This is a genomic window from Exiguobacterium sp. J17977 (assembly GCF_018616375.1).
Taxonomy (GTDB): Bacteria; Bacillota; Bacilli; order Exiguobacteriales; family Exiguobacteriaceae; genus Exiguobacterium; species Exiguobacterium mexicanum.
In genome coordinates this window covers 1-25111 of the sequence record NZ_JAEQBB010000012.1, presented here as the reverse complement: position 1 = coordinate 25111, position 25111 = coordinate 1, and the positions used below count along the sequence as shown (strand labels likewise).

Below are 25111 nucleotides of genomic sequence, written 5' to 3'. Positions count from 1 at the left end.
GGTGGAGGAAAACAAATGAATGCTCTAGAGAAATTCATGGTGACGTTACCTGAGACGAACGTGATTCGGGAGCGGTTGCCAAAAGTCGATCGACAACTCGTCACCGGATTGACGACAAGTGCCAAGGCGCTTGTATTGGCGGGTTTGGCGAAAAACTCGCCAAGACGTCTCGTCGTCGTCACGCATAACATGTATCAAGCCCAAAAAATGTACGACCAACTCGAGTCGCTCATCGGACCGAGCAACACATTGCTTTATCCGATTGATGAGACGCTCGCTGGTGAACTATCCCTCACATCGAGCCCAGAATTGCTGGCTGCTCGGATTGAGGCTCGGACACGTCTCCTGGACGAAACGGGAGGCGTCATTGTCGTGCCGCTCGGTGGCTTGCGCCGTTATATCCCGAACCCGTCAGACTGGCAGACGAGCCATCATCACATCAAACCTGGACAAGAGCTTGATTTAAAGCCGTTCGCCGAGACGCTCATCACGCTCGGTTATGAACGGACGGCCACCGTAACCGCACCGGGTGAGTTTTCTGTCCGCGGCAGTATTTTAGATGTCTATCCACTTACGGCGGCGCGGCCGTATCGCATCGATTTGTTCGACACCGAAGTCGACTCCATCTTTACATTCGATGTTGAGACGCAACGTTCACTAGGTGTCGTCGGCGAAGCAGTCATCCCGCCCGCCACCGAATTTATCGCAACGGCAGATCAGCTGAAAAAAGCTGGACAAGCACTCGAACGTCAATACGAGCGGACGCTCTCGCTCATCGAGACCGAGACGATCCGGCAAGCGCTCGAAGATGGAATTGCCCGGGACATCGAACAGTTCGGTCGAGGCGAGGCTCCTGAAAAAGTTGGAAAGTATACACCACTCTTGTATAGCTCGACGCTCCTCGATTACGTCGGGCCGGAAGCGGTCTTAATGTTAGATGAAGTGGCCCGGATTGAAGATGCTGCCGACGTGCAAGACCGCGAGGAAGCGGAATGGTTCTCGTCGCTCATTGAACGCGGGGAGTCGGTCAGCAATTACACGCTCGCCGTCCCGATGCATAAAGTATTCCGTTCGTTGAAACAAGTCGCGTTCTCCTTGTTACCGTCACGACGGTCCGGGATTCCCGAGACAAACACGGTCCATCTCAGTTGTCGTCCGCTCCCGGCGTTCCATGGCCAGATGCACTTATTGAAACAAGAAGTCGAACGTTGGCAACAAGGTGACCATCGTATCGTCTTTTTAGCAGGTGATCAAACACGGGCCGATAAAGTGGTGGCGTTGCTTGACGATTATGGCATATCGTCCACGTTCACGAATGTGGACGGTGAGCTGTTGCCACGTCACGTCCATGTCATGATCGGACAAATCGAAGGCGGATTTGAACTCTCGACGAGCCGTCTCGTCGTCGTCTCCGAAGAAGAGTTGTTCAAGCGCGTCACGAAGCGGAAACGACAGACGAAGAATTTGACGAACGCCGAACGGATTAAAAGTTATCAAGAATTGAAGCCGAACGACCACGTCGTCCACATCCATCACGGGATCGGGAAGTACCTCGGCATCAAAACAATTGAAGTCGGCGGCATTCACCAAGATTACTTACATCTCGTCTACGCCGGTGATGATGCGCTGTACGTGCCTGTCGATCAAATCGATCTCGTTCAAAAGTATGTCGGGGCTGAAGGCAAAGAGCCGAAGATTTACAAACTCGGCGGGACCGAGTGGAAGAAGGTCAAATCGAAAGTCGCCAAATCGGTGGAAGATATCGCCGACGAATTGATTAAGCTGTACGCGGCGCGCGAAGCGTCCGTCGGCTACGCGTTCCCAGGTGATGACGAAGAGATGAGTCAGTTCGAAAGCTCGTTCCCGTACGCAGAGACGGAAGACCAGGTCCGCTCCATCGCCGAAATCAAAGCGGACATGGAGCGGTCACGGCCGATGGACCGTCTCCTGTGCGGCGATGTCGGCTACGGCAAGACGGAAGTGGCGATTCGAGCCGCGTTCAAAGCCGTGCTCGCCGGGAAACAAGTCGCGTTCCTCGTTCCGACGACCGTGCTGGCGCAACAACATTACGAGACGATGCTCGAACGGTTCAGTGAATTTCCGATCAACGTCTCTGTCATGAGCCGCTTCCGCTCGAAAAGCGAGATGGCGGCGACGAAGAAAGGCTTGAAGGAAGGAACGATTGACGTCGTCGTCGGGACGCACCGCGTCTTGTCGAAAGATGTGACGTTCGCCGACCTCGGTCTCGTCATCATCGATGAAGAGCAACGGTTCGGGGTCAAACATAAAGAACGGCTCAAACAGTTGAAGACGAATATCGACGTCCTGACGCTGACGGCGACACCGATTCCGCGGACACTCCATATGTCGATGATTGGCATCCGAGACTTGTCGGTCCTCGAGACACCGCCAGAGAACCGCTACCCGGTGCAGACGTACGTCATGGAATACGATGGGATCGTCTTGCGGGAAGCACTTGAGCGCGAACTCGCGCGAGGCGGACAGGCATTCTTCCTCTACAACCGCGTCGAAGGCATCGAACGAAAAGCAGAAGAGATTCGCGCCTTGTTGCCGGAAGCACGGATCGCGACGGCACACGGTCGGATGACGGAGACCGAGCTCGAGAGCCAGCTCATCAGTTTCCTTGAAGGGGAAGCGGACGTGCTCGTCTCAACGACGATTATCGAGACCGGCATCGACATCCCGAACGTGAACACGCTCATCGTCCACGATGCGGACAAGATGGGGCTGTCACAGCTGTATCAGTTGCGCGGTCGTGTCGGGCGTTCCAACCGGATCGCCTACGCCTACTTCACGTATCGGAAAGACAAGCGCTTGACCGAGGTCGCGGAGAGTCGGCTACAGGCCATCAAAGAGTTCACGGAGCTCGGAAGCGGGTTCAAAATCGCGATGCGCGACTTATCGATTCGCGGCGCCGGAAATCTGCTCGGGGCTCAACAATCCGGATTCATCGATTCGGTCGGATTCGACTTATACTCGCAGATGTTGTCCGAAGCCATCGAAGAGCGGAAAGACCGGATGCGCGGACAGGCGAAACAAGTCGTCTTCAAACCGGAAATCACGTTCCAAGCGGATGCGTATATCCCGGACGACTATTTATCGGACAGCGAATTGAAAATCGAGATGTATAAACGCTTCAAGTATGTCGATACACCAGAGGCGCTGTTCGCCCTCCAGGACGAGTTGATCGAACGGTTCGGCGAATTCCCGGAACCGGTCGCGCTCCTCATCCAACTGACGCGTCTGCGCATCTATGGCGAGATGGCGAAAGTGGCGCGCATCAAACAGTCACCGGGCCGCATCGAGATGGTATTATCGCTCGAATCGACGACGGCGCTCGACGTGCCGTCATTCATGGAGTGGACGATGCCGCTCGGTCGAAAGCTCGGTGTCGGACAAGACAACGGCGCCCTCAAATTGTCGCTCAGTGGCCGGATGCCGGTCGTCGAACTGTTGAACGATGCCGATACGGTGCTTGAGGAGCTCGTGAAGAGGTTGGCGCATGCGGTCGCCAAGTAAGTTTGCGACCGGCGTCGTCTTATTTGCGCTCGCAGGCTATCTTTCAAAGTTCATCAGTTTCGCGTACCGAGTGCCTTACCAAAATATCGCCGGAGACTTCGGGTTATATGCTTATCAAACCGTGTATCCGTTTGCTGCGATCGTCGCCTCGCTCGGCATGTATGCGATGCCGGTCGTGATTGCGAAAATTGGGGTCGGGGCCCAAGGACCGAGGCGAAAGCTCGAAGTGTTATGGGGCAGTTTTTATGTCTTGCTCGGTCTGGCCGTCATCCTTGTCGTCACGATGTGGATGTTGGCACCGGTCATCGCCCGTCTCCTCGGGGACATGGAACTCGCACCGACGCTCCGCGTCATCAGCCTGAGTTATTTACTCATGCCGGCTTTGGCCGTGCTCCGCGGGTCGTTCCAGTCCGTCGATGACTTGCGGCCGAGTGCGATTTCGCAAGTGCTCGAGAACCTCGTTCGTGTCACGGTATTGCTCATCGCCTTGTTGATTGGCGTGCGTTTCGGTCAAGACGCCTATACGCTCAGTCGATACGCATATGGGGCGACGCTCGTCGGAGGTGTCATCGCCATCGTCATCTTGTCGTTATGGGCGAAGCAGTTACGGCTCGTGCCGGTACAACCCGCGACGTTGCGGTCTGTCCTTCGAATCTTGCTGACGACGGGGTTTGCCGTCGGTTTCGCCTCGCTCGGCATTTTATGGATGCAACTCGTCGACTCGTTCACGATTGTCAATCTGATGGGCGGGGATTACGCGGCGAAAGTCGGGAAAGGGGTGTTTGACCGAGGCTATCCGCTCGTTCAATTCGCGATTTTGTTCACGACGGCGCTCGGAATGGCAAACGTCCCGAACTTGGTGCGGCATTATCGTGCCGGTCGTATCGAAGCGACCTCTTCCGGACTCAGTTCGATGATTCGCGTGACGACAACGGTCGCCGCTGCGGCGACGATCGGCTTGATGGGTGTCATGTTCCCGTTGAATGTCGCGCTATTTGAAAACGCGGCCGGGACGACGGCGCTCGTCCTGCTCTCAACGAGTACGTTCGCCGCGTCGCTCGCCGTGGCGAGCATGACGTGTCTACAGGCGATTGATCGGGAGCGCACAGCTGCTGTCGGCATGATTCTCGCCATCGGTGTGAAGCTCGGCAGCAACTTGTGGCTCGTCCCTTCCTATGGCATCGCGGGGGCGGCCCTAGGGACATCGATTGCCTTTTTAGCGATGGCCGCCTTCAATTTCAATCGGCTCGATCAAATCATCCCGCTCGGCAGACTCCGGTTTCGACATTATGGACGTCTCGTCAAGACGGTGGCGCCGATGGGTGTCATCTTGCTTGGCTTGAACGTCATGGCGCTGGATGGACTGACGCATCGTCTCGATGCCCTCGTCTGGCTCGGCTTCATGCTCGTGCTCGGGGCCGGCAGTTATGTCTGGCGGTTATGGAAAGAACAAATTTTGACGATAGAAGAATGGGAAATGATTCCGTTCGGAGGTCGTCTCATCAATCTGCTAGAAAAAAAGGAGAACTGATATGAGTTACGGAATTACGGTCGTCGGCCTCGGGTCTGGCGAACTTGATCAACTACCGCTCGGTGTCTATCGTCATTTGAAGCAGCAACCGCTCGTTTGGTTGCGCACGAAAGAGCACCCTGTCGTCAGCGAACTGGAGGCGGAAGGCGTGACGTTCGAATCGTTTGATGCGATTTACGAGGCGAGTGACACGTTCGAGGACGTCTACCGACAAATCGTTGAGACGTTGCTTGAAAAGAGCGAAGAGCTAGCCATCACCTATGCCGTACCGGGGCATCCGTTCGTGGCGGAGCGGACGGTCGAGCTGCTCGTCGAACAAGGTGCGGACGTCACGTTCCTCGGCGGTCAGAGCTTTTTGGACGCTATGTTCCAAGCCCTCCGCATCGATCCAATCAACGGCTTCCAATTACTCGATGCGACGGCGCTCGATGTCGAACGGATTCAAGTGACCCAACACGTATTGATTGGTCAAGTGTATGACGGGTTCGTGGCCGGAGACGTGAAAGTCCAATTGATGGAACGATATCCGGATGAACATATCGTCAAACTCGTGACAGCCGCTGGGACGAAACATGAGCGGGTCAGTGAAATACCGCTCTACGAGATGGACCGCGTGGCAGAAGTCGACAACTTGACGACGCTCTATGTGCCGCCGTTGACGGACGAGACGCATTTGGCGCGCGAATTTTCGACGTTGAAGCACATCATCGCGACGCTCCGCAGCCCGGACGGCTGTCCGTGGGACCGGAAGCAGACGCATGAATCGCTCCGTAAATATTTGCTTGAAGAAGCGTACGAATTGATTGAAGCAATCGATACGGAAGACGATGATGCCATCGTCGAAGAGCTCGGCGATGTCTTGCTCCAAGTCATGCTCCACGCCCAAATTGGAGCGGACGAAGGCTATTTTGATATCCGAGACGTCATTGGAACTGTCAGTGAGAAGATGGTCCGCCGTCATCCTCATGTGTTCGGGGATGTGACGGTCGACGATGCCGATGAAGTGGTAACGAATTGGAATGCGATTAAACAAGTGGAAAAAGGGGAAAAGAGAAAATCGCAGCTAGATGGTGTACTCATGACGCAACCTGGGTTGATGCGGGCCGAGCAATTGCAGAAAAAAGCTGCGCAAGTCGGTTTCGAATGGGACGATGTTCAAGGTGCGTTCGAGAAATTGGAAGAAGAGCTCCACGAGTGGAGAAGTCAGCCGGAAGATGAACGAGAACTTGGCGATGTCCTCTTCTCAATCGTCAACGTGGCGCGCTATTTCAAGTTGAACGCCGAGCAGGCGCTCGAACGAACCAATCAAAAATTTAAGAGACGATTCGAATACATTGAAGCGAACGGCTCCCTCGAAGAGATGACGCTCGAAGAGATGGATCGGCTCTGGGATGAAGCGAAGGAGAAGGGATTATGAGATTAGACAAGTTTTTGAAAGTATCCCGCTTGATTAAGCGGCGTACGTTGGCGAAAGAAGTCGCCGACCAAGGCCGAATTCAATTGAACGGACAAGTAGCGAAAGCGAGCACCGACGTCAAAGTCGGTGACGAGTTGCAAATTCGATTCGGGAACAAGCTCGTCACGGTCGTCATTGACTCGATTGCCGAGCATGCCCGCAAAGAGGATGCGAAAGAAATGTACCGCCTGCTCAAAGAAGAAAAGGTGAACAGTGGTACGGAAGCGTAAAAAAAAGGTATACTGAACGTAACAGGACAGGAGGAAGGTGATTCGATGAATGGACGTAACCCGATGGAACGCAAACAGCGGATTCGGGCTCTTGATGAACGGAGAGAACAGCTGGAAAAAGAACAGAACCGGCGACGTATCCATCTTCGACGCCGCCTGGCTGCGGCCTCACTTCTCTTTTTGTTAATGGTTGTCTTCATCGGTCAGAGTTACTTCTCGAAAGTCGGATATGTGTCCGAGCAAGAACGGAAACAAAATGAGGCGCAAGTCGAACTTCGGGAAACGAAGGACGAACAATCAGAACTGAAAGAGCAGGTCGAGCGTTTACAAGACGAAGAATACATCGCTAATCTAGCGCGCAACGAGCTGTTGTTCTCGAAAGATGGCGAGATTATTTTTTACTTCTCACCAGAGGAATAAGTGGGTTCGTTGACCGTTGACGAATCGACTCGTATAATTGTAGGGAATCAATCAAAAAAAGGAGTACATTATTTTATGTCAATTGAAGTAGGAAGCAAGGTACAAGGTAAGGTTACAGGGATTACGCATTTCGGAGCGTTCGTAGAACTTCCAAATGGCAAAACGGGTTTGGTGCACATCAGTGAAGTGGCAGATTCTTACGTCAAAGACATCAATGAAGTGCTAACGGTCGGTCAAGAAGTGACGGTCAAAATCTTGAACGTCGAAACAGATGGCAAAATCGGGTTGTCTATCAAAAAGGCCGTCGATCGCCCTGTCAGTGAACGTCCAGAGCGTCCAGCAGGCGAGCGTTTCTCTCGTGGCCCACGCCCAGGCGGCCCGGGTCAAGGCGGCCCACGCCCAGGTGGTCCAGGACAAGGTGGCCCACGCGGTGGCGGCGGTCCACGCGGTGGCGGTCCACGTGGTGGCGGCGGACGTCGCGAAGTACGCCGTGAGCCAGAAACGTTCGATACGTTGATGAGCAAGTTCTTGAAAGACAGCGACGAGCGCTTGACGACGTTAAAACGTCAAACCGACTCAAAACGCGGTGGACGTGGAGCCAAGCGCGGGTAACCCTTCGTAAACCATCAGCTTCTACTCGTAACGATAGACGGTCTTCCTTAAGAAGACGACGAACCACAGACTTTTATAGTCTGTGGTTTTTTTTTGATTCATTTTTGTTATGAAAAATAACTAAAAAGGGTTGCATTTTTTCGAGGAAGCGAGCACAATAGGGAACATGAAAAAAATAGTTATGTTTTATAAGTGAAAGGTGAGAATGAAGATGAATGGATGGAAACTGTGGTTGGCGGAATGGAGAAGCATCGGGAAGAACCCTCGGGTCTGGGTCCCGATTCTCGCGGTCGCACTCGTCCCGCTCATGTATGCCGGGATGTTCTTATGGGCGTTTTGGGATCCGTATGGACAGATGAAAGACTTGCCGGTGGCGATCGTGAACGAAGACCAGGGAGCGACGTTCGACGGGGAGCAACTTGCCGTCGGGGACGAACTCGTTGAGAAGTTAAAGACGTCTGAGGCGTTCGAGTTTATTGAGACGACGAAACAAGAAGCCGAGTCAGGGTTGAACGATCATGACTATTACATGGCGATCGAGATTCCGGCAAACTTCTCAGAAAAAGCGACGACGGCGCTCAGTGAAGAACCCGAGCAGCTTGAACTCAAATATATCGCCAATGAATCGTATAACTTTTTAGCGGCTCAAATCGGTGGCTCCGCGATGGAGCAAGTGAAAGGTGAACTGTCGACCGAAGTCGCGAAACAGTATGTCAGTGCGATGCGTGACGGAATTCAAGATGCTGCTGCTGGACTCGATGAAGCGGCGGCTGGGGCGGGAAAACTAGCAGATGGCTCACAGACGGCCGAACAGGGGGCGACCCGATTGGCCGACGGGACCGCATTGCTCGCTTCCAAACAACAAGAATTGGCTAACGGGGCGAGTCGGTTGAATGAAGGTGTGGCCCAACTCGAGACGGGGACGACAGAGTTGGCGAAGGGAAGCCAGCAAGTCTATGCAGGTAGCGCCGCCTTATCAGACGGGGCACGTCAAGTGAATGACGGGGCGTCTGCCCTTCAAGACGGAACGAGCCAACTTGTCGAAGGGACAGGCACGTTCGCCTCGAAGTTGGAGGAATTGCACAACGGGACGGCTTCTCTCAATCAAGGCGTGCAACAACTCGCGGCCGGGATTCAGCGTTCGAAGGACGGCAGTGAGCAATTGAGTGCCGGTTCAACTGAATTGGCGGCCGCGATGATGGCGGCGAAAGAAGGGAATGCCGCCTTGCTGGCAGGAGAGACGGAACTCGTGGCCGGAATCGGTCAGATGAAGACGGAGATGTTGGCCAGTCAAAATCAGTTGATGGCCCAGCTGTCAGCACTCGCCGAGGCGGGGCAACCTGCTTCACCAGAGATGTTACAGGCGATTGTGGCCCAATTGGCGGAAGGTCAAACCGCGACGGCCGCTGGATTCGATGCACTCTCTACGGGAGCGATACGTGTGAAAGAAGGACAGGCCGCACTCGGTGACGGATTGACGCAAGCCGAGACTGGTGCCAATGAACTCGCTTCGGGACTGGTAACGTTACGTGACGGACAAGCCGAGCTCGCAAGCGGGGCACAGGCGCTTGCGGATGGGTCGACACAAGTGGAACAAGGGGCGCAAACGGCAGCCGTGAGTTCGAAAGAGTTGGCTTCAGCAAGCAACCGCTTAAACGCAGGCGTCGGAGCATTAAAAGACGGGACCGCCGAACTCGCGTCCGGCAGCACACGGTTGACCGAGGCGACAGGCGCCTTGTCAGAAGGAAGTTCGAAACTTGCGGACGGGGCGAAGAGCGCTGGCGCGGGCACGAATACACTCGCGGACGGGGCTGTACGTTTGGCAGAGGGCGGCAAAGACCTTCAGTCAGGTAGCGACCAACTCGCAGACGGAGTGTCTGAACTTGCGTCCGGCAACAGCAAGTTACGGGACGCACTCGCCGATGGGGCCGAAGCGGCCGCCATCGACATTCGAGACGAGAACGTCGACATGATGGCTGGACCGGTCACGGTCGTCAACGACTCGATTCACAAGGTCCCGAACTACGGAACGGGATTTGCACCGTATTTCATGTCACTCGGACTATTTGTCGGGGCGCTCTTGCTCTCGATCGTCTATCCGCTGTACGACCCAGCTGGAAAACCGAAGCGCAGTCTGTCATGGCTCGTCTCGAAATCAGGTGTGTTGCTCGTCGTCGGATTGATTCAAGCGCTCGTCTTGGACGTGGCGATGGTCATGTTGCTCGGACTTGAAGTCGAGGCGCCACTCCAGTTCTTCGGATTCAGTTGGCTCGTCAGCATCACGTTCCTCTTAATTGTGCAGCTGCTCGTCACGACACTCGGGAATCCGGGTCGTTTTGTCGCTATCGTCTTATTGATTCTTCAATTGACGACGTCGGCCGGAACGTTCCCGCTCGAACTGATTCCGAGCGCCCTTCAACCGTTCAACGCCTGGTTGCCGATGACGTATACCGTCTCGGGCTATAAAGAAATCTTGTCAGCGGACGGCTGGAGTTACTTGCAACAAGCGATCGTCTATTTGGCGTTCGTCTCAACCGCTTGCTTCTTCCTGCTCTGGGGATATTTCCGCATCGCCTGGAAGAAAAAATATCGGCTGACGACGTCAGAAGCGTGATGCACAACGAACTGAAAATCGTGTATAGTGGATAAGACGACACTATACACGATTTTTTTGTGAAAAAACTTTTAAAAAAGAATTGACACTGACGTTGGTACTGGTTATTATAGAAAATGTGCTTAGGACACAACAATAACATGGCGGTGTAGCTCAGCTGGCTAGAGCGTACGGTTCATACCCGTGAGGTCGTGGGTTCGACTCCCTCCGCCGCTACCATTTTATTTAGGCCCGTTGGTCAAGCGGTTAAGACACCGCCCTTTCACGGCGGTAACACGGGTTCGAATCCCGTACGGGTCACTTACCTAAGCGAAAAGAAGCCATCTCACTCGAGATGGCTTCTTTTGTTATATCGAGGAGGCGGGCGAATGACGAAAGTATTGGTTGCCGTGTCCGGTGGGGTAGATTCGGTCGTCTTGTTGGATCGAGTCATTCGGACCGGTGTAGAAGTGGGTATAGCCCATGTCCATCATGGGTTACGTCCCGAATCAGACGAGGAATATCGGTTTGTGCAGCGTCTCGCCGCATCCTATGAGGTTCCATTTCACGGAAAGCGACTCACTTTTCCGGATGGCGGGTCGCAAGCGAGTTACCGGACGGGACGATATGCGTTCTTTGAACAGGTCATGCGGGAGTTCGGCTATACACAACTGATGACGGCCCATCACGCAGACGACCAACTCGAGACCGTCCTCATCCAACTGCAGCGTAACGTCATTGAAGTGACGGGGATTCCCGAGCGTCGCCCGTTCGCAGGAGGAGAACTCGTCCGCCCGCTCTTATCGGAACCGAAGCGCGAACTGGTTGCCTATGCTAAACGATACGGACTTGAATGGCGAGAAGATGCGAGCAACGCCACGACCGATTATTTGCGCAATCAGTTGCGGCATCAGATTGTTCCCCGACTCCTCGCGTCGCAACCGGATCTCGTTCGAGTTGTGAGCGAGACGGCTCGGCATCAACGTGATTCGTGGCAGGACCGCTACCGTAAGATGGAGGTTTGGCTTGAGGGTAACGTGCAGTTCGAGATGAAAGCGTTTCACGTGGAATCAAAGGACTTGGGTCGCCTGAATCCTATCGAACGATACACTGTCGGTCGCCTGCTCTCAAAGCGCTACGGGGTAGAGGTGGGCACCGCGTTGGAACGTTTGTTGACGAGTACCCAAGGTTCAGCCCACTTCGACTTAGAGGGGCCATGGAACTTGCGGAAACAAGACGGGCTCTTATCGTTACAATCAAATGATTCAGCGGTCCTATCCCCAAACAAACAAGTGGTGACAACACTTCCGGCACGCGTCACGTTCGGGAAGACGTTATTTTCGTTAGACGTTGAGCATGGTACGGATGGCATCCCGCTCGAAGCGGTCGAGCTGCCGTTCGTCATCCGCTCTGTCGAGGCTGGCGACGTGATGAAATTGTCTGTCGGGACGAAAAAAGTCGCCCGCATCTTCATTGACGCGAAGATTCCGCGGGAAAAACGGCCATTCGTCCCATTGATAGTTGACGCAACGGGACGGATTATCGCTATAGTAGGGGTAAGAGTTTCCGATTTTCCGGATAAGTCGGGTGCGATGTGCCCACGATTAATGGTAAAATGATGATTGTGTCGGATAAGAAAGAGGAGGATTTTAAGATGTCATTAATGAACGATATGGAGAAAGTACTGATTTCAAGTGAAGAGATTCAAGGTAAAGTGAAAGAACTCGCTACAACACTTAGCGAAGAATATAAAGAAGAGTTCCCACTCCTCGTCTGCGTGTTAAAAGGTGCGATGCCATTCATGTCAGACCTCGTCAAAGAAATGGATATCCATTTAGAAATGGATTTCATGGACGTGTCGACGTACCATGGCGGGACGTCATCGACAGGTGAAGTGAAAATTGAGAAAGATTTAAATACATCTGTAGAAGGACGCGACATCTTGATTGTAGAAGATATCATTGATAGTGGACTCACGCTCGGCTATCTCGTCGACCTGCTCAAGTACCGCAAAGCCAAATCGGTTAAAATCGTGACGCTTCTCGATAAACCGACAGGCCGCAAGAACGGATTGTCGGCAGATTATAGCGGTTTTGTGATTCCGCACGAGTTTGTTGTCGGCTATGGTCTCGATTACGAAGAGAAATATCGTAACCTTCCGTACGTCGGTGTGCTCAAGCCGAGCATTTACGGGGGCTAACGTTTTTCTTTTGAAAATGCGTCGTGTTAAGATAAAAGAAATACCCAAAGTATACACATATACTGAATGGGCGAGAACATCGTTTCTCGGAATAGGAGGCAGAGAATGAATCGTGCAGTGAAAAACACCTTAGTTTTCGGTGTGATTTTCCTAGCCTTGATCTTGTTCCTTCAATATTTACAAAACCCGAATAGCCAGAGCGAGACGCTTACGTATTCGAAGTTCTTGGAATATGTGGAAGAAGGTCGGATTGAAACGGCAACCGTACAAGAAATTCCGGGAGCCATCTCAATCACAGGAGATCTAACAGGAGACGAAGATCAGCGTTTTGAAACGAACATCCCGGCCAACGAGGCCGAATACGCCGAAGTGCTCTCGTCACTTCGTGCGGATACCGACATCCAAATCGAAGAGGCGGAGTCGAGTGGGAACTGGTTCAGCATCGTGTTTGCGATCTTACCGTTCATCATCATCTTCATCTTATTCTTCTTCTTGCTTAACCAAGCCCAAGGTGGCGGCGGTGGCGGTCGTGTGATGAACTTCGGGAAATCGAAGGCCAAACTATACGACCAAGAGAAGCGCCGTGTGACGTTTAAAGACGTCGCCGGAGCAGACGAAGAGAAACAAGAGCTCATCGAAGTCGTTGAATTCTTGAAAGACCCACGTAAGTTCTCGAAACTCGGGGCACGGATTCCGAAAGGTGTCTTGCTCGTCGGTCCTCCGGGAACTGGTAAAACATTGCTCGCTCGTGCAGCTGCAGGAGAAGCCGGTGTACCGTTCTTCTCAATCTCAGGTTCTGATTTCGTCGAAATGTTCGTCGGTGTCGGGGCGTCACGTGTTCGTGACTTGTTCGAGAATGCGAAAAAGAACGCACCGTGTATCATCTTCATCGATGAAATCGATGCGGTCGGACGCCAGCGTGGTGCCGGTCTTGGTGGTGGCCATGACGAACGTGAGCAAACGCTTAACCAATTGCTTGTTGAGATGGATGGATTCAGTGACAACGAAGGCATCATCATGATTGCTGCGACAAACCGTCCGGACATCCTTGACCCAGCCTTGCTTCGTCCAGGCCGTTTCGACCGTCAAATCACGGTTGATCGTCCAGACGTCAAAGGTCGGGAAGAAGTCCTTAAAGTTCATGCGCGCAACAAACCGCTCGATTCAACAGTCGACTTGAAGTCGATTGCGCAGCGTACGCCTGGGTTCTCAGGGGCAGACCTTGAAAACTTATTGAACGAAGCAGCGCTCGTCGCAGCCCGGTCTGATCGCTCGGCGGTCTCGGTCGTGGATGTCGAGGAAGCGATTGACCGCGTCATCGCCGGTCCTTCGAAGAAGAGCCGTGTCATCTCGGAGAAAGAACGACAAATCGTCGCCTATCATGAGGCGGGTCATACGATTATCGGGATTGAACTCGAGAATGCAGATGAAGTGCATAAAGTGACGATCGTTCCTCGTGGCAACGCGGGTGGCTATGTCGTCATGCTTCCAAAAGAAGATCGCTACTTTATGACAAAACCTGAGCTTGAAGATAAAATCGTCGGTCTCCTCGGGGGCCGCGTGGCGGAAGACGTCATCTTCGGTGAAGTGTCAACAGGAGCAAGCAATGACTTCCAACGTGCGACTGGTATCGCCCGGAAGATGGTCATGGATTACGGGATGAGCGACAAGCTCGGACCACTCCAACTTGGGTCGAACCATGGTGGACAAGTCTTCCTCGGCCGTGACTTCCAAACGGAACAAAACTACTCGGATGCGATTGCACAAGATATCGACCTCGAGATCCGGGATATCATCAACCGTTGTTACGCAAAAGCGAAACAAATCTTGACGGATCGTAAAGACGATCTCGAACTCGTCGCGAAGACGTTGCTCGAAGTCGAGACGCTCGATTCGAAACAGATTCGTCACTTGATTAAGACGCGCGAATATCTTCCACATGAACCGGAAGAGCCGTCTGAACCATCGAACGATGATGCAAGCGACGAAGCGAAGAAAGATGAGGCGGCCGTCAAGCACGGACAAGTCATCGATCAGCCTGGAGTCGTTCAAGAAGCGAAGCCGGACGTGGTCCCAGAAGGCGATAAGCCGGAAGCGACGCCGACGGAACGCCCGAACAACGATTTGCGGTAACAAAATCAGGACGAATGCCCTAAACAAGGCATTCGTCTTTTTTCGTGTTATAATTCGAGCGAACTGTAATTGACAACAAAGTGAGGAACGCTATCATGATTTTAGTGATTGATGTTGGGAATACAAATATTGTCCTTGGGATGTATGACGGTGAGACGCTCGTCCATCATTGGCGCATCTCGACAGACCGGACGAAAACGACCGATGAATACGGCATGCTCGTGAAATCGCTGTTCGATCATTCGAACGTCTCGTTCGATCAGATTGACGGCGTGATTCTGTCTTCGGTCGTTCCACCGGTCATCTTTCCGCTCGAACAGATGTCGCAACGTTACTTCAATGTCCGGCCGATTGTCGTCGGTCCCGGTGTGAAAACCGGCCTCGACATTCATGTCGATAATCCGCGCGAAGTCGGTGCGGACCGCATCGTCAACGCGGTCGCTGGAATTGCCAAATATGATGGACCGCTCATCATCGTTGATTTCGGAACAGCGACGACGTACTGCTATATTGATGAGAACCGCCGTTATCACGGAGGCATCATTTCACCGGGGATCATGATTTCGGTCGAGGCGCTTTATCAACGGGCGGCCAAATTGCCGCGCATCGAGCTCGCGACACCGCCTACGGTCGTTGGGAAAAATACAATTCAAGCGATGCAGTCCGGAACGTATTACGGCTATGTCGCACAAGTCGATGGAATTGTCGGTCGTATGAAGCGGGAAGTCGGAGAAGCGACCGTGATCGCCACGGGCGGTCTCGCGCGTTTGATTAGCGAGCATGCGGAAACGATTGACGTCGTCGATTCATTTTTGACGCTCGATGGGCTTCGTCTCATCTATGAGCGCAACCAGAAATAAATTTAAAGGAGTTACTCGATATGATTCAACCAGAACAACAAGCATTACTTGACCAAATGAAAGCCGATTACCTTGTCCGTGCCCTTGGGTTCAACGGGGAAGTCCGCGCGTTTGCCGTCCGGACGACAAAAACAATCTTTGAAACGCAACTTCGTCATCAGACGACACCGGTCGCTTCAGCAGCGCTCGGACGCACGATGACAATCGGGACGATGATTGGTGCGATGCAAAAAGGCGCCGCTCGTGTGACGCTCAAAGTCGAAGGCGATGGACCGATCGGGAAAATCATCGTCGATGCCGATACGGCGGGAGACGTGCGCGGTTACGTGTCACATCCTCGCGTCGAAGGCGGGACGTTCGTGAATGATCACGGGTTGACGAAGTTGAAAGTCGGCGAAGTCGTCGGTCGCGGCACGATCTCGGTCATCAAAGACCTCGGTTTGAAAGACTTTGTCGGCGGCTCGTCTGAGATTCAAACGGGTGAGATTAGCGAAGACTTCACGTACTATTTTGCGACGTCAGAACAAGTGCCGTCAGTCGTCGGTGCGGGTGTGCTCGTCCTTCCGGAAGATGAATCGATTCTTGCGGCCGGTGGGATTATCGTTCAATTGATGCCGGATGCGTCAGAAGAGACGATTCAAGCGCTTGAGCAGGCGCTCAAGACATTCCCGCCGGTATCGGTACTCATCGGGGAAGAGAAGACACCCGAAGAGATGCTCCATATGCTCCTTGGTGACAGCCTTGAAGTGTTGGATCAAAAACCGGTCCAATTCAATTGCACATGTGGTCGCGACCGCATGGAAAGTGCCATCATCGGACTCGGCGCTGACGAAATTAGCCAAATGATCGAAGAAGATGGCGGCGCTGAGGCGGTTTGTCACTTCTGCGGCGAGAAATACCACTTCTCGGCAGAACAGTTAGAAACGATGAAACAACAAGCACGCTGACCGCTTTGCTCCAAATTGCATATTTTGAATCTGATAGGGTATGATTACAATATCGGAATAGTCGGAATTATGGAGGAGGAAATGAAATGCGTATCGTAGATTCAGTAACAGACTTAATTGGAAAGACACCGATTGTGAAGTTAAATGGATTGACTGGCGCCGAAGATGCCACGGTTTATTTGAAATTGGAGTATATGAACCCGGGCTCTAGCGTAAAAGATCGGATTGCGCTCGCGATGATTGAAGCGGCGGAACGAGAAGGGGTCTTGAAGCCAGGAGATACGATTATCGAACCGACCAGTGGGAACACAGGAATCGGTCTCGCCATGGTCAGTGCGGCCAAAGGCTATAAAGCGATTTTGGTCATGCCGGAAACGATGAGCATGGAACGTCGCAATCTGCTTCGTGGCTACGGTGCCGAACTCATTTTGACGCCGGGTCCTGAAGGAATGGGCGGAGCGATTCGTCGTGCGACGGAAGAGGCTGAACAAAACGGTTATTTCCTCCCGCAGCAATTTAACAATGAAGCCAACCCGAACGTGCACGAGATGACGACGGGACCTGAAATCGTCGACGCATTCGATGCGTCAGGCCTTCAAGTCGATGCGTTCATCGCCGGCGTCGGGACAGGCGGAACAATCACGGGAGCGGGTAAAGTGTTGAAAGCCCACTATCCGAACGTTCAAATCCTAGCGGTCGAACCGGTCGATTCACCGGTCTTGTCGGGTGGTAAACCAGGCCCGCATAAAATCCAAGGCATCGGGGCAGGCTTCATCCCGTCGATTCTCGATACGGAGATTTATGAAGGTGTCCTTCAAATCACGACTGATCAAGCGTTCGAATACGCACGTCTTGCGGCCAAGACGAACGGCGTGCTCGGAGGCATCTCGTCTGGGGCGGCGATCGCTGCCGCTGTCGATACGGCCAAACGTCTCGGCAAAGGGAAAAACGTGCTGGCGATTATCCCGTCAAACGGAGAACGCTACCTCAGCACACCGCTCTATCAATTCGATGAAGAATCAGATAGCGTACGCTCGTAAACAAACGGCAGTTACCGGGAGACAACTTCTTTCGGTAACTGCCTTTTCTTGTGTACAATTAAAGGCATGAATCAGTGGAACGGGGGAATGTGGCGTGAGACAAACAGCGTTCAAAACCATGCGCATGACAAAAGAGAAGATGTACGACACGTATATGACATTGACTGAAGGGGAGAAGCACTACGCGTGGTTAGAGAGTGGACGCGTCGGCCGCTATACGATGGCCGGGATTGAACCGTTCGCTACGCTTCACGTGAAAGATGGGGTCGGAACGTTCGTGACAGCAGATACGACGGAAACACTGTACGGTGAGCCGCTCGACATCGTCGAAACAATCCGGACCCGGTACGCTACCGAGCGGCCGGCTGGCGCTCCACCGTTTTTTGGCGGGATGATTGGTTATGTGAGCTATGACGTGGCCCGAACGCTCGAACGGTTACCACGGCAGGCAGCAGACGACTTGGCGACACCGGACGTCTCCTTCTTACTGTTTGATGAAGTGGCGGTCTTCGATGAAGAAGAATCGCTCTTATATATGCTCGTCACGGCGGACGACCAGGTAGAGGTGAAACTCGATCGCTTTGCCGCCCTTTGGCGGACGGAGACGCACTATGCGTTCCCGCCGGTCGCAAGCGGGACGCTCGAACGTTCACGCTCGCTGTCACAAGAGAAGTTCGTGACGGCGGTGCAAAAGATTCAAGACTATATCGTCGAGGGTGATGTGTTTCAGGTGAACTTGAGCGTGCGGCAATCGGAACCGTTGCTCGCGCATCCACGTCACATCTACGACACGCTCCGGAAAGTGAACCCGTCACCGTATATGGGTTATTTCGCTGACGACTCGCTCACGATGGTGTCGGCTTCACCGGAACTGTTGCTCGAGAAACATGGCGCCGCCATCTCGACACGTCCGATCGCCGGAACGAGACCGCGAGGCCGGGACGAGGCAGAGGATCTGGAACTGGCTCGGACGCTGCTCGACAATGAGAAAGAGCGGGCCGAACATGTCATGCTCGTCGACCTTGAACGAAACGACTTGGGCAAAGTCGCGGCTTACGGGACGGTGCATGTCGATGAATTGATGGTCATCGAGAAATACTCGCACGTCCAACATATCGTTTCGAACGTGCGCGGTTTGATGCGGGACGGTGTATCGGGCGCCGAGGCACTTGGCGCGATGTTCCCGGGGGGCACCATCACCGGAGCACCAAAAATCCGGACGATGGAAATCATCGAGGAACTCGAGCCGGTCCGGCGCGGGATTTATACCGGCTCATACGGCTGGCTCAGTTGGGATGATGACCTCGTGTTCAATATCACGATTCGGACGATGGTCGTCAAGGACGGAATCGCCCATGTCCAGGCTGGTGCCGGGATTGTGATTGATTCGGATCCGGAAGCGGAGTACGCCGAATCACTTTCCAAGGCGAAAGCGCTATGGGCGGCGAAAGAAATGACGGAGGCGACGGTATGATTTTACTCATCGATAACTATGACTCGTTCACATACAATTTAGTGCAATACTTTGGGGAGCTCGGGGAACAGCTCGTCGTCCGTCGTAACGATGACATCACGATCGAGGAAATTGAAGCTCTCGCCCCAAGTTATCTCGTCATTTCGCCTGGTCCGTGCACACCGAGTGAGGCGGGTATCAGCATCGATGCGATTCAGGCGTTTGCCGGTCGCATCCCGATTCTTGGCGTCTGTCTCGGACATCAAGCGATTGCTCAAGCGTTCGGTGGAAAAGTCGTCCATGCCGAGCGGCTCATGCACGGCAAGACGTCAGCGATTCAACATGACGGCAACACGCTGTTTAACGGTATCCCGCAACAGACGATTGTGACACGCTACCATTCGCTCGCGGTCGAACGAGATGCGTTACCGTCGTGCTTGCAAGTCACGGCCGAGACGAGCCTAGGAGAGATTATGGCACTCCGGCATGAAACGTTACCGATTGAAGGGGTGCAGTTTCATCCGGAAGCGATTTTGACAGAACACGGCAAAGACATGATTCGTAATTTCGTCGAGGTGTATCGTCGTGTGGCTTTGGCATAACGGGGAACTAAGGGGCAGCTCTGAAGTAACGATTCCGGTGGAAGATCACGGATTTTTATATGGGATGGGCCTATTCGAGACGTTTCGAACGTTCAATGGCATCCCGTTCTTGTTTGATCTTCACTGGGAACGTCTCGAGAAGAGCTTAGCGGAACTATGGATTGATTTACCGTATACGAAACAAGAGATAGAGCAGGCGATTCAAGACGTCGTTCGTCAAAACGGGACTCCGAACCTGTATGTGCGCTTGAACGTGTCCGCGGGGGTGGCGCCACTTGGACTCTATGACGGACGCTACACTCGTCCGAACGTGACGCTACTCGTCAAACCGCTGCCGGATTCGTTTCAACCCGTCGAAAAACGGTTGGAAGCCATTCCGTTTCCAAGAAGTCGGCCCGAAGCGGCATTCCGCTTAAAATCCCATCATTATATGAACAATATTTTAGGGAAGCGCATGCTCGTTGATCGGGAGGCGGAAGGACTGTTCGCCGATGACGAAGGACATGTGGTGGAAGGGCTCGTTTCGAATATCTTCTGGGTCGAAGCTGACCAACTTTGGACGACGCCGCTTGCGACGGGACCTTTGGCTGGGGTCACGCGACGTTGGGTGATGGATACGTTTGAGGTGAAGGAACGTGATGTGACGTTTGCGGAACTTGCTCGGGCAGACGAGATTTGGTTGACGAATTCGGTTCAACAGATTGCCCCGGTCACAGACTATGCCGGGAACAGCTATCCAGGCAAAGACGGGGCAAAATTTAAAGCATGTTGGTCTGTCTTGTTACATGCGATTGAAAGGGAAGAAACGCGATGACAAAAATCATGGGCATTTTAAATGTGACACCGGACTCGTTTTCGGACGGAGGACGGTACACGGCGCTTGAACAGGCGGTCGCTCACGCCAAGCAACTCGTTCAAGACGGAGCGGACGCAATTGATATCGGCGGGGAATCGACACGGCCGGGAGCCCGGTTCGTCTCGGCGGAAGAAGAGATCGAGCGAGTCGTTCCGGTCATTCGTCAACTGAAACAAGAGCTCGACGTGCTCATCTCGATCGATACGTACAAACCAGTGGTGGCAAAGGCGGCATTAGAAGCCGGGGCCGACATCATCAATGACGTCTGGGGCTCGAAGTGGGGCGATCAGTCGATGGTACAAGTGGCCCAGGCGTTTAACGTTCCCATCATCTTGATGCACAATCGTGACAACCGCAATTATGGCCATTTCATCGAGGAGGTCGTCGGTGACTTATATGAATCGATTGAAATCGCCCACGCGGCAGGTGTGCCGGATGAGATGATTTGGTTAGACCCGGGGATCGGCTTTGCGAAAGACTATGCGCAAAACATGGAGTTGATGAATCGACTCGACGTGATCACGAACCTCGGTTATCCGGTGTTACTCGGAACGTCGCGGAAGTCGTTTATCGGGCAAGCGCTTGATTTACCGACCGAAGAACGACTGGAAGGGACATTGGCAACGACGTGCCTAGGCATCATGAAAGGCTGTGCGTGGATACGAGTTCATGACGTACGAGAGAATAAACGAGCGTCACTCATGATGGACGCGATGCTGGGAGGCGGACGAATTGGATAAGATGTTTGTGAATGGGATGCGTTTCTATGGCTATCACGGTGTGTTTGAAGAAGAGAATCGACTCGGTCAACGGTTCAACATCGACTTGATGTGTGAATTGGATTTGGCACCGGCCGGTCAATCGGATGATTTATCAGACGGGGTCAGCTATGCCGGTCTCTATCAATTGACGGAAGACATCGTCACCGGGGAGCCGGTCAATCTGCTTGAGGCGCTGGGCGAACGCATCACGACGGCTGTCTTGGCCCACAGTGACAAGATTCAAAGCGTTACCGTCAAAGTCATCAAGCCGGACCCGCCCATCCCGGGTCATTATGACTCGGTCGCGATCGAGATGACACGGAGACGGAACGTATGATGTACGTAGCGTTGGGATCGAACATTGGGGAGCGTGCCAACTATCTAGCAGAAGCGATTCAAGCGATGGCGGTAAACGGTCTTCAGGTAACGAAAGAGTCATCCGTATATGAGACGGCACCGGTCGGATACACAGATCAGCCATCCTTCTATAATATGGTCGTCGAAGTCGAGCCGTCCCTTTCTGCGGAAGCGGCCTTGCTTCAACTCCAACAGATTGAACGGGACCTAGGGAGAGAACGACTATTCAAGAATGGACCGCGTACAATCGACCTTGACATCTTGGTCTATAACAGCGAAGATATACAATCGAAGCAGTTAACTGTTCCGCATCCACGGATGCATGAACGCGCTTTTGTCCTTGCCCCGTTCGCGGAGATTGCTCCGGCGGTCGAGGTAAAGGGAATGACGGTGCGGGCATGGCTAGAAGCCCTTCCTGCGTCGGAACGACAAGACGTCGTCCGTCTCGGACCGTTACAATCATTGGTCAGCTCGGTTTAACGTTAGCAAAGGAAGTGGAGAAGTGTCAGGGTTCAAAATTGGTAACATCGATATAAAGAACCGCGCCGTCCTTGCCCCGATGGCCGGAGTGACAAACCCTGCGTTTCGTTTGATCGCGAAAGAATTCGGCGCGGGACTCGTCTGTGCGGAAATGGTCAGCGATAAAGGGATTTTATTGGAGAATGCAAGAACGCTCCGGATGCTGTACGTCGATGAACGGGAAAAGCCGCTCAGCCTTCAGATTTTCGGAGGTTCGAAAGACACACTCGTCAGAGCGGCCCAGTACGTGGATCAAAACACGAATGCAGACATCATCGATATCAATATGGGTTGCCCGGTCCCGAAAGTCACGAAGTGTGAGGCGGGCGCCAAATGGTTGCTCGACCCGGACAAAGTTTACGAGATGGTGAACGCCGTCTCGAATGCGGTCGATAAGCCGGTCACGGTCAAAATGCGTCTCGGTTGGGACGAAGACCATATTTATATTCTCGATAATGTTCGGGCGGCTCAATCTGGCGGAGCGGCGGCGATTGCGATTCATGGTCGTACGCGGTCTCAACAATATGAAGGAACCGCAAACTGGGATTGGATTGGCGAAGCCAAGAAAATTGCGACGGTTCCGATTATCGGTAACGGCGATATCTCGACACCACAAGAAGCGAAACATGCGATTGATCACTATGGTGTCGATGCTGTCATGATCGGGCGGGCAGCGCTCGGTAACCCATGGATGCTGTATCAAACGGTGCAGTATTTGGAGACGGGTGAACTTCCGCCAGAACCAGCGGCGCGTGAAAAGATCGACATCTGTATGTTGCATCTCGATCGCTTGATTGCCATCAAAGGAGAAGTGACCGCCGTTCGCGAGATGCGTCAACATGCGGCATGGTACTTGAAAGGGTTGAAAGGCAGCGGCCCGGTTCGGAAGCAAATCAACGAAACGGAATCACGAGATGCTTTTGGCGTCGTGTTGTATCATTTTGTGGAACAGCTCGAGCGACAAATGCAAGAAGTGTGAACTAGTGAAAAAAATTGATTTGTGGTAAGCTTGTTTGGCGAAAAAGTGAACCACACAAGCAAACGGTTTAGGCTGTGCTGTTGGCCGTGAGGCTGACAGTTTTTTATTAGGAACATCCCCAATACGTATAGAGGAGTGAATGGAGTAGTGAGTCACGAGTTGGAAATGAATGACCAAATGCAGGTTCGGTTTGAAAAAATGACCGAGATGCGTGATCAAGGGCTTGACCCGTTCGGACATCGGTTCGAACGTTCTGCCCATGCCGGTGAACTACATGAACAATATGAGGCGATTGAAAAAGAAGCCTTGGCCGAACAAGACGTCGAAGTGACGCTTGCCGGACGGATTATGACGAAACGTGGAAAAGGGAAAGTTTTCTTTGCCCACATCCAAGACGTCACAGGACAAATCCAAATCTATGTGCGTAAAAATGACGTAGGTGACGAACCGTTCGATTTATTCAAATCATCTGACCTTGGTGACATCGTTGGAGTGAAAGGGAAGCTGTTCAAGACGAACGTCGGCGAATTGTCGATTCATGTTGAAGAGTTCGAACTCTTAACAAAAGCACTTCGTCCGCTTCCGGATAAATATCACGGCTTAAAAGATGTCGAGCAACGCTATCGCCAACGTTATTTGGATTTAATTACGAATAACGATTCACGTCAAACGTTTATTCTGCGTAGCCGGATCATCTCGGAAATTCGGAATTTCTTGAACCATCGCGGTTACTTGGAAGTCGAAACGCCGATGTTGCATACAATCGCAGGTGGAGCGGCGGCCCGTCCGTTCTTGACGCACCATAATGCGCTCGATATGGAATTATATATGCGAATCGCCATCGAGCTTCATTTGAAGCGCTTGATTGTCGGTGGTCTCGAGCGCGTGTATGAGATTGGCCGTGTCTTCCGTAATGAGGGGATTTCAACACGTCATAACCCAGAGTTCACGATGATTGAATTGTATGAAGCGTATGCGGACTATAATGACATCATGGATTTGACAGAAGAACTCGTAGCTCACGTAGCCCAAGAAGTCCTTGGAACGACGGACGTTCAATATGGAGAAGATACGATTCATTTGGCTGTTGGTTGGAAACGTGCGCACATGGTCGACTTGGTTAAAGAAGAAACAGGCGTCGATTTCTGGCAACAGATGTCTGATGAAGATGCACGTGCGCTTGCAAAAGAGCACGGTGTCGAGATTCAGGACCACATGACGTTCGGTCACATCGTCAATGAATTCTTTGAGCAGAAAGTCGAAGAAACATTGTTACAACCGACGTTTGTCACAGGTCACCCTGTCGAAGTATCGCCATTGGCGAAAAAGAACGATACAGATCCACGCTTCACGGATCGATTTGAATTGTTCATCGTTCGTCGTGAACATGCTAACGCCTTCACGGAATTGAATGATCCGATTGATCAGCGTGAGCGTTTCGAAGCTCAACTTCTTGAGAAAGAAGCTGGGAATGACGAAGCCCACGAATTGGACAACGATTTCCTTGAGGCACTCGAATACGGAATGCCGCCAACAGGCGGTCTTGGAATCGGAATCGACCGCCTTGTCATGTTGTTGACGAATGCACCATCGATTCGCGATGTCCTCTTATTCCCGACGATGAGACACCAACAATAAAGAATCGTTTTAACCTCTCGCTCTTACGGGCGAGAGGTTTTTCTATGGAGAGTGTTGCCGGTTTAAAGATGCCAAAAACTTTTTTAGAAAAACTTTTGTAAAAAGTCTTGCGTTCTATTTAGGGATGCGGTAAAGTAATAAACGTTGCCGCTGATGGCAGCGGAAAAGAATAAAAAAAGTGGTTGACAACTGTGTCGATGACTTGTATTATTTTAAGAGTCGCCAATGAGCGACAGACGAACTTTGAAAACTGAACGATGAGGCAAAAAAGTTTTACCATTTTTGAATGAAGCGCAAGCTTCGTCATTTTTTAAAGAGCTATATCAAATTCTTTGGAGAGTTTGATCCTGGCTCAGGACGAACGCTGGCGGCGTGCCTAATACA

General features: G+C 52.6%; 21 protein-coding genes and 2 tRNA genes. All 23 read left to right on the top strand.

Translation table 11 applies throughout. The annotated features are described in order from the left end of the window. Positions 1–15 precede the first annotated feature (15 nt). On the top strand, positions 16–3540 hold the full coding sequence (gene mfd / locus KNO58_RS14985; RefSeq protein WP_214755129.1) for a transcription-repair coupling factor: 3525 nt from the start codon (positions 16–18) through the stop codon (positions 3538–3540). Beyond that, positions 3524–5071, top strand: a complete 1548-nt coding sequence (locus tag KNO58_RS14980; RefSeq protein ID WP_214755126.1) for a polysaccharide biosynthesis protein — start codon at positions 3524–3526, stop codon at positions 5069–5071. The genes mfd and KNO58_RS14980 overlap by 17 nt, the downstream gene beginning before the upstream one ends. Position 5072: 1 nt before the next feature. After that, positions 5073–6488, top strand: coding sequence for a bifunctional methyltransferase/pyrophosphohydrolase YabN (gene yabN / locus KNO58_RS14975; protein ID WP_214755124.1), 1416 nt, complete (start codon positions 5073–5075; stop codon positions 6486–6488). Further along, positions 6485–6757: an RNA-binding S4 domain-containing protein gene (locus KNO58_RS14970; protein ID WP_021065741.1), complete on the top strand. Its 273-nt coding sequence runs from the start codon at positions 6485–6487 to the stop codon at positions 6755–6757. The genes yabN and KNO58_RS14970 overlap by 4 nt, the downstream gene beginning before the upstream one ends. Positions 6758–6802: 45 nt before the next feature. Then, positions 6803–7177, top strand: coding sequence for an FtsB family cell division protein (locus tag KNO58_RS14965; protein ID WP_021065740.1), 375 nt, complete (start codon positions 6803–6805; stop codon positions 7175–7177). Positions 7178–7252: 75 nt separating this feature from the next. Continuing rightward, positions 7253–7789, top strand: coding sequence for a S1 domain-containing RNA-binding protein (locus KNO58_RS14960; RefSeq protein ID WP_029594406.1), 537 nt, complete (start codon positions 7253–7255; stop codon positions 7787–7789). 211 nt (positions 7790–8000) lie between these two features. Next, entirely contained in the window at positions 8001–10403 is a 2403-nt protein-coding gene (locus KNO58_RS14955; RefSeq protein ID WP_214755122.1) for a YhgE/Pip family protein, read from the top strand. A gap of 142 nt (positions 10404–10545) precedes the next feature. Next, positions 10546–10622 (top strand) — tRNA-Met (locus KNO58_RS14950). Positions 10623–10631: 9 nt separating this feature from the next. Further along, positions 10632–10703: transfer RNA gene (locus tag KNO58_RS14945), tRNA-Glu, on the top strand. Between the two features lie 68 nt (positions 10704–10771). Beyond that, the gene (tilS, locus tag KNO58_RS14940) at positions 10772–12001 is read left to right on the top strand and encodes a tRNA lysidine(34) synthetase TilS (RefSeq protein ID WP_214755120.1); all 1230 of its coding nucleotides are present in this window, start codon (positions 10772–10774) and stop codon (positions 11999–12001) included. A 35-nt stretch (positions 12002–12036) separates the two neighbouring features. Further along, positions 12037–12582, top strand: a complete 546-nt coding sequence (hpt, locus tag KNO58_RS14935) for a hypoxanthine phosphoribosyltransferase (RefSeq protein ID WP_021068188.1) — start codon at positions 12037–12039, stop codon at positions 12580–12582. Positions 12583–12687: 105 nt separating this feature from the next. After that, positions 12688–14715 carry an ATP-dependent zinc metalloprotease FtsH gene (ftsH, locus tag KNO58_RS14930; protein ID WP_214755118.1) on the top strand — a complete coding sequence of 676 codons (2028 nt, stop codon included), beginning with the start codon at positions 12688–12690 and terminating at the stop codon, positions 14713–14715. Between the two features lie 95 nt (positions 14716–14810). Then, positions 14811–15575 (top strand): type III pantothenate kinase, encoded by a 765-nt coding sequence (locus KNO58_RS14925; protein WP_021068190.1) that lies wholly within the window; start codon positions 14811–14813, stop codon positions 15573–15575. A 20-nt stretch (positions 15576–15595) separates the two neighbouring features. Then, entirely contained in the window at positions 15596–16522 is a 927-nt protein-coding gene (gene hslO, locus KNO58_RS14920; RefSeq protein WP_285222566.1) for an Hsp33 family molecular chaperone HslO, read from the top strand. A gap of 86 nt (positions 16523–16608) precedes the next feature. After that, entirely contained in the window at positions 16609–17562 is a 954-nt protein-coding gene (gene cysK, locus KNO58_RS14915; protein ID WP_021068192.1) for a cysteine synthase A, read from the top strand. Between the two features lie 94 nt (positions 17563–17656). Continuing rightward, a complete protein-coding gene (locus tag KNO58_RS14910; RefSeq protein ID WP_214755116.1) occupies positions 17657–19036 on the top strand; it encodes an anthranilate synthase component I family protein in 1380 nt (459 codons plus the stop codon). After that, on the top strand, positions 19033–19617 hold the full coding sequence (gene pabA, locus KNO58_RS14905) for an aminodeoxychorismate/anthranilate synthase component II (RefSeq protein WP_214755114.1): 585 nt from the start codon (positions 19033–19035) through the stop codon (positions 19615–19617). Before KNO58_RS14910 ends, pabA begins: the two co-directional genes overlap by 4 nt. Then, complete coding sequence (locus KNO58_RS14900; RefSeq protein WP_214755112.1) at positions 19601–20431, top strand: aminotransferase class IV; 831 nt, start codon at positions 19601–19603, stop codon at positions 20429–20431. Before pabA ends, KNO58_RS14900 begins: the two co-directional genes overlap by 17 nt. Continuing rightward, the gene (folP, locus tag KNO58_RS14895; protein WP_214755110.1) at positions 20428–21213 is read left to right on the top strand and encodes a dihydropteroate synthase; all 786 of its coding nucleotides are present in this window, start codon (positions 20428–20430) and stop codon (positions 21211–21213) included. The genes KNO58_RS14900 and folP overlap by 4 nt, the downstream gene beginning before the upstream one ends. Next, positions 21206–21571 carry a dihydroneopterin aldolase gene (folB, locus tag KNO58_RS14890; protein ID WP_034781816.1) on the top strand — a complete coding sequence of 122 codons (366 nt, stop codon included), beginning with the start codon at positions 21206–21208 and terminating at the stop codon, positions 21569–21571. The genes folP and folB overlap by 8 nt, the downstream gene beginning before the upstream one ends. Further along, the gene (gene folK, locus KNO58_RS14885; protein ID WP_214720442.1) at positions 21568–22071 is read left to right on the top strand and encodes a 2-amino-4-hydroxy-6-hydroxymethyldihydropteridine diphosphokinase; all 504 of its coding nucleotides are present in this window, start codon (positions 21568–21570) and stop codon (positions 22069–22071) included. Before folB ends, folK begins: the two co-directional genes overlap by 4 nt. 79 nt (positions 22072–22150) lie before the next feature. Beyond that, positions 22151–23089: a tRNA dihydrouridine synthase DusB gene (dusB, locus tag KNO58_RS14880; protein ID WP_251026285.1), complete on the top strand. Its 939-nt coding sequence runs from the start codon at positions 22151–22153 to the stop codon at positions 23087–23089. A gap of 147 nt (positions 23090–23236) precedes the next feature. After that, entirely contained in the window at positions 23237–24727 is a 1491-nt protein-coding gene (lysS, locus tag KNO58_RS14875; RefSeq protein ID WP_214755105.1) for a lysine--tRNA ligase, read from the top strand. Positions 24728–25111 lie beyond the last annotated feature (384 nt).